This is a genomic window from Sphingomonas oryzagri, from assembly GCF_029906645.1.
Taxonomy (GTDB): domain Bacteria; phylum Pseudomonadota; class Alphaproteobacteria; order Sphingomonadales; family Sphingomonadaceae; genus Solisphingomonas; species Solisphingomonas oryzagri.
This window is the reverse complement of sequence record NZ_JARYGZ010000001.1, coordinates 543,508-555,884: the sequence shown is the minus strand read 5'-3', so window position 1 is coordinate 555,884 and position 12,377 is coordinate 543,508. Positions and strand designations below refer to the sequence as shown.

The following is a 12,377-nucleotide window of genomic DNA, read 5'->3' as shown; positions in this document are numbered from 1 at the left end:
CGGCTTATCCTGCGGTGGGCATGAGGGGATCGGGGCGGAGCCGGCGGCGCCCCGCGCGGATCATCGGCATCGCCACGCCCGCCACGACACCGACCAGCGTCGCGCCGAGCAGCCACCAGGCCGGCACCATCGTGTCGCCGGTCCGCTTGATCAGCCAGGTGATCAGGAACTGCGCGCTGCCCCCGAACACCGATACGGCCATCGTGTAGGTGACCGCATAGGCAGTGCTGCGCCGTGCGCGCGGGAAGCTCTCGGCGAGGCAGACGTTCGCGGTCGCGGTCGACATGGCGTAGAGCGCGGTCATCAGGAACACGCCGAGTGCCAGCGTGCCGAGCGATGGCGCGGCGAGGATCCGCACGAACAGCGGATAGATCAGCACCAGCAGCACGATCCGGGGCCAGACGATCACGGCGCGCCGGCCGACTCGATCGGACAGCCAGCCGCCGAGCAGCCCGAAGGCGAACATGCTCGCGCCCGTGATCGCGGTGGTGGTGAAGGCGAGCGTTGGGCTGAGCTTCAGGATCGCCAGCGAATAGGTGTTGAAATATTGCAGCGTGTAGGTGGTCACCGTGCCGGCGAGGATCAGCATCAGCCCGATGCCCGCGACCCGCGCCAGCGGCAGCGCCGCCGCCTCGCGGTCGATCGCCTCGTCCACCGGCGCATGCAGCGTCTCGGGCATGATCCGCCTGAGATGAAAGCCGATCGGCAGGATCAGCACGCCGAGCAGCATGCCGATCCGCCAGCCCCATTCGGTCACCGCCTGCGGGCTCAGCAGGAAGGAGATGGCGAGGCCGACGAGGCCCGCGATCAGCGCGGACAGCCCCTGGCTCGCGATCTGCCACGCGCCGTAAAGGCCGCGCTTGCCCGCCGGCGCCGCCTCGATCAGCAGAGCGGTGGTCGGGCCGACCTCGCCGCCCAGCGCGAAGCCCTGCACCAGCCGCGCGACGGTGATGATGATCGCGCTGCCGACGCCCAGCACCGAGGATGGCGGGGTCAGCGCCACGACGACCAAGGCCGCGCCCATCAGCGCGAAGCTCAGCAGCATGGCGGGCTTGCGGCCGTGCCGGTCGGCATAGCGGCCGATCACCACCGCGCCGATCGGGCGGGCGATGAAGCCCACCGCGAAGGTGGCGAGCGCGAGGAGCAGGCCGTCCGTGCCCTTGCCGTGCGCGAACATGCTCGCGCCGATCTGGGTCGCGAAGAAGGCGAACAGGGTGAAGTCGTAGAATTCGAGGACGTTGCCCGCGACGATGCCCACCATGTTGGTGCGCGTCAGGGTGGCGGGGGGCGCCTTGTGGTCCGACATCACCGTCACCGAAGCCCGTCCTCCCGGTCCTGCGCAAACGATCCGGCATCGTAGGGCGCCCGCGCCGCCGATGCCCAATGCCTGTTCGTCATCAAATCATTCGCCCCGCAATGGCGCGAGGAAGCCGTCGAGCGCTTCGAGCAGCGCATCGGGCACCTCTTCCTGCGGGCTGTGTCCGCATTCGAGCGCGTGCCCCTCGACATGGGTGGCCTTCTCCCGCCACGTATCTAGCACGTCGTACAGCGCGCCGACCGTGCCGAGCCGGCCCCAGAGTGCGAGCAAAGGCGCCCGGATGCGCGCATCGGCATCGGCGGCGTCATGAGTAAGATCAATGCCGGCCGAGGCGCGATAATCCTCGCAGATGGCGTGGCGGGTCGCCGGGTCGGCATAGCAGCGGCGGTACTCGGCGAGCACGGCGGGGTCCACCGATCCGGGGACCTTGATCTGGTCCGCGATATGGCGATCGAGGAAATGGTCCGGGTCGGCGCCGATCATCCGCTCCGGCAGGTCGAAGGGCTGGATCAGGAAGAACCACCAGAAATAGCGGCGCGCGAACTCCATGTCGGTGCGCGCGTACATCGTCGCGGTCGGCGCGATGTCGAGCAAGGCGATCCGCGACACGGCATCGGGATGATCGAGCGCCATGCGGTGCGCAACGCGGGCGCCGCGATCGTGGCCGATCACCGCGAAGCGGTCATGGCCGAACTGCCGCATCACCTCGACCTGATCGCGCGCCATCGCCCGCTTCGAGTAGGCGACATGATCGACGCCGCCCTCCGGCTTCGCGCTGTCGCCATAGCCGCGCAGGTCGCTGGCAATGACGGTGAAGCGCCGGGCGAGAATCGGGGCGACCTTGTGCCAGGTGAGGTGGGTCTGCGGGTGGCCGTGGAGCAGCACAAGCGGCGGCCCCTCGCCACCGACCGCCGCTCGGATCGTCACCTCGTCCGTCTCGACATCGTGCCAGCGAAAGCCCGGCATGATCTCGGGATGGCCGCGGACCGGCGTCATGCAAGCCAGGGTGCGGCGGCGAGATAGTCCGTCTGGAAGGCGCGGATGGCGTCGGCATGAGCCAGCGTCCCGCCGATCCTGTCCAGCCCCAGCATGATCGCGCGCCGCCGTCTGGGGTCGATGGCGAAGGGCAGGACGAGATCGTCCACCATGATAGTCTCCGCCTCCAGATCGATCGTCAGCGCAGTGTGTCGCGCCGCGAGGTGCGCCGCAAGCCGCGCGTGCGCTTCCTCGTCGAGCGATATCAGCAGCAGGCCGTTATTGGCGGCATTGTCCGCGAAGATGCCGGCGAAGCTGGTGCCGACGATCGCGCGGATGCCATATTGCAGCATCCCCCACACGGCGTGTTCGCGCGACGATCCGCAGCCGAAATTGGGGCCGACGACGAGGATACGGCAATCCTCGAATCCCGGCCGGTTGAGCAGGAAGGCGGGATCGGGTTGCCCTTCCGAGTCGAAGCGCAGATCGTGGAACAGTCCACGCGCGAGGCCTGCGCGATCGATCCCCTTGAGGAACTGCTTGGGCATGATCACGTCGGTATCGACGTTCGCCGCCGGCATCACGGCCGCCGTCGCGGTGAGGCGGGAGAAGCCCTTACTGGTCATGGCAGCGGCATCCGGCGCACGTCGGCGAGGTGGCCGGATACGGCGGCGGCGGCGACCATGGCGGGGCTCATCAGGTGGGTGCGACCGCCGCTGCCTTGCCGACCTTCGAAGTTGCGATTGGTGCTGGAAGCGCAGCGTTCGCCCGGCGCTAGCACGTCGTCGTTCATCGCGAGGCAGAGCGAGCAGCCGGACTGGCGCCACTCAAACCCGGCCGCCGTGAAGATCGCGTCCAGCCCCTCGGCCTCGGCCTCGCGGCGGACGGTGCTGCTGCCCGGCGAGATCATCGCGCGCACGCCCGGCGCGACCTTGCGGCCCTTCAGGATCTCGGCGGCGGCGCGCAGATCGGTGAGGCGTGCATTGGTGCAGGAGCCGATGAAGGCGCGATCGATCGTCACCGCCTCCAGCGCCATGCCGGGCGTGAGGCCCATATAGGCGATGGCGCGCTCGGCATCCTGTCGCTCGGCAGCGGGGAGCGCGGCCGGATCGGGGATCGCGCCGTCGATCGGCAGCGCCTGATCGGGGCTGGTGCCCCACGTCACCATCGGGGCGATGTCCGCAGCATCGATGTGCACCTCCCGGTCGAACCGCGCGCCGTCATCGCTGCGCAGGTCCGCCCAGACGCGGCGGGCCTGTTCAAGCAGTTCGCCCTTCGGCGCCTTCGGACGGCCAGACAGATAGTCGATCACCGCCTCGTCCGGCTCGATCAGCGCGACGCGGGCGCCGCATTCCACCGCCATGTTGCAGATCGTCATCCGCCCCTCGATGCCGAGCGCGCGGACGGCATCGCCCGCCAGTTCGAGCGCATGGCCGTGTGCGCCCGCCGCCCCGATCGCGCGGATCACCGCCATGATCATGTCCTTGGCGGTCACGCCGGGCGCCACCGTGCCGTCGATCGTCACGCGCATCGACTTGAGGCGCGTGTAGGGCAGCGTCTGTGTCGCCAGTAGATGCTCGATGTCCGAGGTGCCGATGCCGAAACCGACGCTGCCGAACGCGCCGTAGGTGGTGGTGTGGCTGTCCCCTGCCGCGATGACGAGTCCGGGCACCACCCAGCCGAGCTCTGGCAGCACGACATGCTCGACCCCCTGCCGGGGGTGCAGCACGTCGTACATCTCGATCCCGAAATCCCGGCCGTTGCGCGCGAAATAGTCGATCTGGCGCTGCGCATCCGCGTCGGGCGCGATGGCCGTCCGGTCGGGCGCGGTCGAGTTGACGTGATCGACGACGCCGAGCGCCCCCTCCGGCCGCCACACCGTGCGCCCCGCCTCGCGCAGCCCGCTGAACGCCTGCGGACTGGTATATTCGTTGAGCACCGTGCGATCGACATAGAGCAGCAACTGCTCGCCCGGCCCCTCGATATCGTTGAGCGGCATCACCCGATGCCGGTCGATGATCTTGTCGTAGAGCGTACGGGGAGACGGCATCGGAACCTCGCCGGGAAGAGGCCGATGCTTAGCGGCGCTCCTCTCCGGCGGGCCAATGCCGGCTGTCTATCAATTGATGCCTTCTTCGATATTGCCCTTCGGCCCGGCCGAGGCGAGCGCCCAGAAGCCCTCCGCCGCCGGGGACTGGCGCGCGCGCGGGCGGTAGAGGCGGATCTCCATCGGCACGCTCCACGCATCGTCCCCCGCCAGGACGAGCCGGCCGGCGGCGATATCCTCCGCAACGAGGCTCTCGGGCAACCAGGCGACGCCCTTGCCCTCGCGCGCCATGGCGGTGAGTACCAGCACCGCGTGGGATCGAAACACGGACGACAGATGCGCGACCGGCCCGCCCGCCGCCCGCGCCGCCGCGACGATCCGCCCCATGCCCGATTCAGGGCCATATTCGAGGGTGGAGACCGGCGCGCTCTCCGTGCCGGGGAGCGCATGGAGCGGCCCCTCCCCACCCTCTGTCCGGGTGCTGACCGGTACAAGCCGGTCGCTGCCCAGCGTGATGCAGGCGAAGTTGCGCTGGTCGAGCACCGTCGCCGCCGCCGGATGATGGTGGCACAGCAGGAATTGCGCGCGGCCCTGCAGCATCGTCTGCTCGGCCGCCGCCATATTATCGGCGGTGAGCTGGATCGAGACCTCCTGTGCGGACAGCGCTTCGATCGATCGCACCCAGCTCGGGAAGAAGGTGAGCGACAGCGCGTGCGTCGCGGTGATGCGCAGGCTGGATTGCGAGGCGCCGGCGATCTCGCGCACTTCGCGCCGGCCATGTTCCAGCGTGCGCAAGGTCGCGTCGGCCACCTCCACGAAGCGGCTGCCCGCGGCCGTCAGCGAGATGCGGTGCGTGTCGCGATCGACCAGCACCACGCCCAGCCACGTCTCCAGCGCGCGGATGCGGCGGCTGAACGCCGGCTGGGTGACGCCGCGCGTCTCGGCGGCGCGGGAGAAGCTCTCCCCGCGCGCCAGCGCCAGGAAGTCTTCGAGCCACATCAGCTCCATCGGTTATGCTCCGCCCTTATCGTTTGATCCAATCTCGGCATTGGCCGGGCCAAACCACCATAACATAGCATCGGCTTTCAAGAGGGCGCGTGCCGGCGAAGATCCGGCGGCCGGAACGTGGCGAAAGCCACTTTTCCGCAGCCGAAGACGCGCGTCCGTGCAGGAAGAAGGCTGCGTTCCGGCATCCCGTCGGCTAGCGGCTCGTCCAAGGGCGGAACGGGGCGAATATCCCGGCCGCGAGAGAGAAGGGGTTCACCATGCGCGTCTCGACCCGTCCGGGCCTGGCCTGCCACATCAGTCTGGTGGCGCTTGCTTTGGCGATGCCGTCCGCTCTCCACGCGCAGCAGCAGGCGAGCGATGCCCCAGCCGCCGATGCCGGCGGGCCGTCCCCGGAAATCGTCGTGGTCGGCAAGCGGCTCCAGAACCTGCGCAACGTCGCGGGCACGGTGAACGTCCTGTCGTCGCAGCAGCTGCAGACCGCCGGCGCCAAGGATGCCGAGGACATCTTCAAGCTGACACCCGGCATCCAGTTCAACAAGGGATCGGCCGACGGATCTTTGCTCACCATCCGCGGCATCGGCACCAACACCTCGTCGGACAATACCAGCGTCGGCCAGCTGCCGACCGGCATCTATATCGAGGACGTCCCCTTCACCGATCCCTTCCAGTATATCTCGACGCCGGATCTCTCGGCCTTCGATCTCGATGCGGTGAAGGTGATGCGCGGGCCGCAGGGCGCGCTCTACGGCTCGGGCTCGCTCGGCGGCGCGGTCAACTACACGTTCAAGAAGCCCGATCTCGACAAAATCGGCGGCTCCTTCCTGACGACGCTGGATTCAGCGCAGGGCGGCAACACCCGGCCGTCCGTCTACGGCGCGTTCAACCTGCCGCTGGTCACCGACAAGCTCGCGCTGCGGGTGGTCGGCCAGTATCAGGACGATCCCGCCTATCAGGACAATATCGGCACCGGAAAGACCAACGTGAACGGCCGCACCGTGAAGGGCGGCCGCGCGCTCCTGCTGTTCAAGCCGGTCGAAGACCTGACGATCGACGCGCTCTATATCTATCAGCAGTCGCACCAGGGCGACACGTCTGCATCCGTTGGACCCGACGTGCGCTATTATGATTCCCCGCGCCCCTCCTCCTACACCTCGCACTTCAGCATGGCGAAGCTGGAGATCAACTACCGCCTCGGCCCAGTGAAGCTGACCTCGCTCACCGCCCACCAGAGCAAGGTGCGTAACCTGGACGGCGATCTGACGCGCCTGCTGGTGCCCGATGCGACCGTGGGCATCGACGTGCCGTCGGAGGATATCTACGGCTTCGGCCCCTTCCCCGACGTCAAGGAAGCCCGCAACGTCGAGCAGCGCAGCTCGAACGGCTTCTCGCAGGAATTCCGCGTGGCCTCGGCCGACAAGTCCGCGTTCAACTGGCTGATCGGCGCGTTCGGGCAGAACGTGAATTTCCACCGGACGCAGGACGTCTATCTCGTCGGCGCCGACGACCCGACCTATGGCGACAGCTTCTTCAACGTCCATCGCGACGGCGAGGCGAAGGAACGCGCCATCTTCGGCGAGGCGAACCTCGATCTCGGTGCGCTGGAAGTGGGCGCAGGCGGCCGCTATTTCGATACCAGCGTCAAATTCCACCAGACGCGCGTCGCGACGCTGGAAGCCGGCGCGCAGGACGTCCGCTATTCGCACAGCGAGAACGGCTTCACGCCCAAGTTCCAGGCGCGCTACCGCTTCGACAGCCACGTCATCGTCTATGCCGACGCGGCGAAGGGCTATCGCTTCGGCGGCGTCAACACCGCGCCCGGATCGAAGACCTACAAGTCCGACAATCTGTGGAATTACGAGGCGGGCATCCGCCTCCAGCCCACCCGCACGCTGAATTTCGACGTCGCCGGCTTCTATATCGACTGGAAGCGCCCCCAGATCACCTCGGCCGACCAGAACGGCTTCCTGATCGTCTCGAACGTCGCCAAGGCGACGTCGAAGGGCGTCGAGGTCAGCGCGCAATGGCATCCGGTGCGGAGCTTCACCGTCTCAGCCGGCGCGACGTACACAGATGCCAAGACCGACGCGCCCTTCCAGAGCACGCGCAATTTCGGCACCGACGTGGCCGGCGACTATTCGGGCAATTTCACCGTGCCGTCCGGGACCCGCCTGCCCGGCACGCCGAAAATCCAGGCGAGCCTGCAGCCCGAGTTCAAGACGGCGGGTCCGTTCGACACGACGATGACGCTGTCCGGCACGCTGAGCTACACCGGCAGCCGCCGCGCCCAGATCGACAGCGACCTGACGCTGCCGTCCTACACCACGGTGGACGTCCGCGCGAAACTCGCCCGCGACGGCTGGGACGGATCGATCGGCATCGAGAACCTGTTCGGATCGAAGGGCATCTCGTCGGCCGCCTACAGCTATTTCTCCACCGGCACGGGCACCGATGGCTATGCCGATTACTATCTGATCCGCCCGCGCATCATCAGTGTCTCCCTGCGCAAGGATTTCTAGCCGTGGGCGGCAATCCCTCGCTCATCGAGTGTTACACCAGCCTGTTCGACGGCCTAACGGAGCAGCCGTCCGATACTTTGCTCGGGCTGATCAGCGCATTCAGGAGTGACCCGCGGCCAGGCAAAATCGACTTGGGAGTCGGCGTCTATCGCGACAACGAGGGACGAACCCCGGTGCTTCGGGCTGTCAAGGAATCCGAGCGGCGGCTCGTCGAGGGTCAACTGACCAAGGCTTATCTCGGTGCCGAAGGGGATGTCGGCTTCGTCGAGGCATTGATGCCCGTCATTTTCGGATTACAGCCCTACGGCGCGCGCCTTTGCGGCTTGCAGACGCCGGGCGGGACTGGCGCGCTGCGCCTCGCCGCCGAATTGATTGCTCGTGCTCGTCCCGGCGCGCGCGTCTGGCTCGGCACGCCGACCTGGCCCAATCACTCGCAGATCATGGCGTCAGCGCATCTCGCCATCGAGGAATATCCGCATTTCGATGTCACGACACAGCGGTTACGCTTCGATCGGGTGATGGCCGCGATCGAAGCGGCAAATGCTGGCGACGTCCTTTTGCTCCACGGCTGCTGCCACAACCCGACTGGCGCCGATTTCGACGACAGCCAGTGGATCGCCATCGCTCGGGCCATGGCGTCGCGCGGCGTCCTGCCGTTAATCGATCTTGCTTATCAGGGGCTCGGACGCGGCTTGGAGGAGGATGTCGCGGGCGTTCGAGCAACGCTCGACATCGTCGGAGAAGGATTCATCGCGTATAGCTGCGACAAGAATTTCGGCCTCTATCGCGAGCGAGTTGGCGCGCTTTACGCGTTGTCGCGGTCGACTGGGCAGGCGGGTATCGTCCAGTCCAATCTACTCGCGCTCGCCCGAGCGAACTGGTCCATGCCGCCGGATCATGGCGCGGCGATCGTCCGCATCATACTGGAAGACGCGACGCTCGCAGCCGATTGGCGCACCGAACTATCGGACATGGCCTGCCGAATGCGCGAGATCCGCACTCTGCTAGCGCAGGCTAAGGCAAATCTGGCACCGATCGCGCACCAGCAGGGCATGTTCTCGACCCTGCCGTTGACGCCGATGATGGTCGCGCGACTTCGGGACGAACAGCGCGTATACCTACCATCTTCCGGCCGGATCAACATTGCCGGATTGACGCGGGATACGGTGCCGGCATTCGTTCGCGCGCTTCTATGGCTGGCCTAACCCCGCTCGCAGGTCTCCTTACGACCAAGGCTCGCTCACATTCGACCGACGGTGCATCAAGCGGACAATGTCCTATCCTGGCGGAAGCCGTCGTTGGTGGGAACCACCGGAATGACCGCTAAGTCCCACGACGCGACGTCAACGCACCTATTGTACGCGATATGACCGAAAGGCTGGATTTGGGCTCAGCGCTAGGGCGCGGTTACGGCGGTGATTGGCGCTCGACCGACAAGATGCTGGAGAATGTTGGTGCCCCCATCAATGACCACATGGATGCCCCCAAGACGAATTTGGCGATTCGAAGGCCTTGAATAACAGCTTGATTTTTACGAATTTATTTTTCCAGCACGAACATCCAAAAGCAGAATATTTTTATATAACATATTGATTTTGTTAGATATTTTTTCAATGGTGGGCCCGGCAGGACTCGAACCCGCAACCTAGCCGTTATGAGCGGCCAGCTCTAACCATTGAGCTACAGGCCCCACCCGCGCGCTCGATAGCCCGCACATCGTTCATCTGGCAAGTTTCAAGCCGACGTCGCGCTCCGCCCAGGCGGCGGCGATCAGGGCGTCGGCGCCGATCGGCTCCACGCCTTCCCGCGCCAGCAGATCGAGCACACCGTCCCACCAGGCGTAGAAGCCGCGCAGATCGGCGGCGTCGCGCACATAAGGCGTATGGCCCGGCTCGACCGAAGGCGAGTGGAAGGAAATCGAGATCAGCCGCGCATCGTCGTCCAGCAATGTGCGAATGGCCCGCAGCGCCTGGGGCAAAGGCGTGCCCTCGGGCGTCAGTGCGATCCGCTCCAGCGCTCCCGTCCGTGCGAGCAGCCCGCGCAGCCGCGCCACCCTGCCCGCCGCCGGATAGATATGGTGGCCGAAGCGTCGTGCGAAACCGGTATAGGCGGCGGTGAGCGGCAGTTCCATCAGCAGGCGCTGTGGGCCTGCCCAGCAGGGCATGGCGTCGCGATGGGTGAAATCCGGCCCGCCCTCATCCGAATAATCGAACAGCGCACGCACCGAGACGTCCAGCCGGTAGCCCGCTTCCTCCAGCAGCTTCGCGCTGTTGGGGCCGATGCCGTAGCGCCCGGCGCGATAGACTTGCGGGCGCTTGCCGAAGGCGGCGGCGATCCGATGGGTGAGCGCCTCCAGCTTGGCGCGCTCCTGCGCTTCGGGAAGGTTGCCGACAAAGCTGTTGGCGACCGTCAGCACCTCGTCGAACGGCGGATTCACCCAGGGATGGAGCTGCGAGCCGATCGCGCACTCGCCGGCCTCCATCAGCGGCCGCAGCACCTCGATCGCGCCGGGTGCGGAAGCCACCGGGTAATCGACCAGATAGGTCGGGCAGATGCCGAAGCCGGCGAGCCTGCGATGCGCCTCGGGCAAAGCGGCGATCGCGGTGGTGGCGGTGGCGTCGCGGCTGCGCGGCGCCGTCCAGTCGAACTCCTCCTCCGTGTCGACGAACACCAGGAAGCGCCGGCCGATCGCGGCGGGCGGACTCAGCCGATCGCGTGGGACCGGCGGGCGATCGATCCGGCCGTCGGCCATGCGCTCGCGCATTGTTCAGCCACCGGCCCCGGCATGTCCTGTCGACGCGACCGCCGGCAGGCGGAGCAGGAAGCGATCCGCCTCGATCGCCAGCGTGCCGCCGGCGGTCGCGGCGAGCCGGCGCACGAGATGGAGCGAGAAGCCGAGACCGAGCAGAGGCGCGTCCGGCGCATCCCCATCCGGCCCGAACCCCGGATCGAGCAGGGCCGCCTCGGCCATGCCGGCCAGCCGCGCCGGGCGATCCACCGCGAGCGCGAGGCCGCCTTCCGGCGCGAGACGGAGATCGGCGCGGATCGTCTCGCCCTCACCCGCCAGCGCGCTGGCACCCGCGACGAGCCGGCCGAGCATCCGCCTCAACGCGGCGGGGTCGCCCTGCACCGGCGGCAGGCCGGGCGCGGCGACGCACTGGAGGTCGGCACCGCGGCCGCGCGCGTTGTCCGCATGATTGCCACAGATCGAACCGAGCATGGCGCCAAGATCGACCTCGACGCGCTGAAGATCAAGCCGCTGCGTTTCCAGCCGCGCCGCGACATCGAGATCGTCGACCGCCGCGAGCAGGCGCCCGGCCTGCTCTGCGATCGCCTGCGCGCGGTCGCGATAGGCGGTGGAAACCGGCCCGCGCATCTGGCGGCGGATCATCTCGGCGAAGCCGCCGATCGCGTTGAGCGGCGTGCGCAGTTCGTGGACCAGCTGGCGCAGCGAATCCGGATCGAGACCGAAGCCATAGAGGCCGAGCGAAGGCTCGGCGCGCTCGTCGCTGCGCGGGCGACGACCGGTGCCGCGATAGCCCTGGAAGCGGCCGGTGTCGGCGGCGAAGATCGGCACGCCCGCGATCCGCCACTCGCCCGCCGCGTCCGATCCGCCGGCGACGATCAACCGCGCGTCACGAAAGGGCGCGCGACGGCGGAAGGCGCCCGGCGCCTGCGCATCGACACCGACGGGGCCGGAGGCAGGCGTCGCGATCGTCTCGCCGATCAGCGGCCCCCGCGCGATGCCTTCCACCCAGCGGATCACGCCGTCGCTGCCGGTCTCGAAGCGGAAGCTGTCCGGATGGTCTTCGGCATCGCCGACGACTGGAGCCTCGTCGCGACGCTGGCGAAAGCCGGCGATGCGATCGATGATCGCGCGGATCTGTCCCTCGCCCGCACCATGTTCCAGCGCCTGCACGGATATGGGTGGCGCCTGCTCCACCGGCGTCTCGATCGTCGCAGGCACATCCTCCACGGACGCAGGCTCGGGATCGGGAACGACGATGGGTTCCGCCGCGCCGGCGCCGACGGCGCGGCCCTCGCCCTGCAGCGCGAGGTCGGTGCGCCCGAACGACGCCAGCGCCCGCTCGACACGGAAACCGAGATCACGGCGATGACGCAGCACGCCCCGCCCGGTCGGCGACAGGCGCGGCAATACCGCCAGCCAGTCCGCCTCGCTCAGCCGGACATGGCCGAGCATCGCGCTGGTGACGACCGGGACGTCGGCGGCGAGAAATACGACCAGTGGCGCCGGCACGGGCCGGCCGGCGAAGGCGGAGGCCGTCTCGCGGCGGATGGTCACCGGCACGTCGCGGCGCAGATCCTGCAGCCGCGCCAGCGCCTCCCGCGCGAGCGAGGGATCGGAGCCGGGCCGATGCTGCGCCAGCAGGTCGAGCAGCTGCCGCCACTGGGCGACCCGGTCCACCGGCCTTTCGGCCGGCCGGGCTAGCACCGTGGCAAGCATATCATCGAACCGCACGCACTCCTCCACGCACCCGGCGAGCGGATCCTC

At 67.8% G+C, this 12,377-nt stretch carries 9 protein-coding genes and 1 tRNA gene; 2 read left to right on the top strand and 8 right to left on the bottom strand.

Features of this window, described 5'->3' with window-relative positions:
• Positions 1 to 4: 4 nt before the first annotated feature.
• The 5 genes from QGN17_RS02690 to QGN17_RS02670 all read right to left on the bottom strand — a co-directional run bounded on the left by QGN17_RS02690 (position 5) and on the right by QGN17_RS02670 (position 5,348).
• Complete coding sequence (locus QGN17_RS02690) at positions 5 to 1,306, bottom strand: MFS transporter (protein ID WP_281042974.1); 1,302 nt, start codon at positions 1,304 to 1,306, stop codon at positions 5 to 7.
• Positions 1,307 to 1,402: 96 nt separating this feature from the next.
• Positions 1,403 to 2,314, bottom strand: a complete 912-nt coding sequence (locus tag QGN17_RS02685; RefSeq protein ID WP_281042973.1) for an alpha/beta fold hydrolase — start codon at positions 2,312 to 2,314, stop codon at positions 1,403 to 1,405.
• Complete coding sequence (leuD, locus tag QGN17_RS02680) at positions 2,311 to 2,919, bottom strand: 3-isopropylmalate dehydratase small subunit (RefSeq protein ID WP_281042972.1); 609 nt, start codon at positions 2,917 to 2,919, stop codon at positions 2,311 to 2,313. Before leuD ends, QGN17_RS02685 begins: the two co-directional genes overlap by 4 nt.
• A complete protein-coding gene (gene leuC / locus QGN17_RS02675; RefSeq protein ID WP_281042971.1) occupies positions 2,916 to 4,343 on the bottom strand; it encodes a 3-isopropylmalate dehydratase large subunit in 1,428 nt (475 codons plus the stop codon). Before leuC ends, leuD begins: the two co-directional genes overlap by 4 nt.
• 69 nt (positions 4,344 to 4,412) lie before the next feature.
• Positions 4,413 to 5,348: a LysR substrate-binding domain-containing protein gene (locus QGN17_RS02670; protein ID WP_281042970.1), complete on the bottom strand. Its 936-nt coding sequence runs from the start codon at positions 5,346 to 5,348 to the stop codon at positions 4,413 to 4,415.
• A gap of 257 nt (positions 5,349 to 5,605) precedes the next feature.
• On the opposite strand from QGN17_RS02670, the gene QGN17_RS02665 reads away from it, so the two are divergent.
• Both QGN17_RS02665 and QGN17_RS02660 read left to right on the top strand, forming a co-directional pair.
• Positions 5,606 to 7,864, top strand: coding sequence for a TonB-dependent receptor (locus QGN17_RS02665; RefSeq protein WP_281042969.1), 2,259 nt, complete (start codon positions 5,606 to 5,608; stop codon positions 7,862 to 7,864).
• Positions 7,865 to 7,866: 2 nt separating this feature from the next.
• On the top strand, positions 7,867 to 9,069 hold the full coding sequence (locus QGN17_RS02660) for an amino acid aminotransferase (RefSeq protein WP_281042968.1): 1,203 nt from the start codon (positions 7,867 to 7,869) through the stop codon (positions 9,067 to 9,069).
• A gap of 409 nt (positions 9,070 to 9,478) precedes the next feature.
• On the opposite strand, the gene QGN17_RS02655 is transcribed toward QGN17_RS02660, so the two are convergent.
• The 3 genes from QGN17_RS02655 to QGN17_RS02645 form a co-directional block, all read right to left on the bottom strand.
• A tRNA-Ile gene (locus QGN17_RS02655) sits at positions 9,479 to 9,554 on the bottom strand.
• 30 nt (positions 9,555 to 9,584) lie between these two features.
• Positions 9,585 to 10,616, bottom strand: a complete 1,032-nt coding sequence (locus QGN17_RS02650; RefSeq protein WP_281042967.1) for a polysaccharide deacetylase family protein — start codon at positions 10,614 to 10,616, stop codon at positions 9,585 to 9,587.
• A gap of 15 nt (positions 10,617 to 10,631) precedes the next feature.
• Entirely contained in the window at positions 10,632 to 12,344 is a 1,713-nt protein-coding gene (locus QGN17_RS02645) for a sensor histidine kinase (RefSeq protein ID WP_281042966.1), read from the bottom strand.
• Between the last annotated feature and the right edge of the window lie 33 nt (positions 12,345 to 12,377).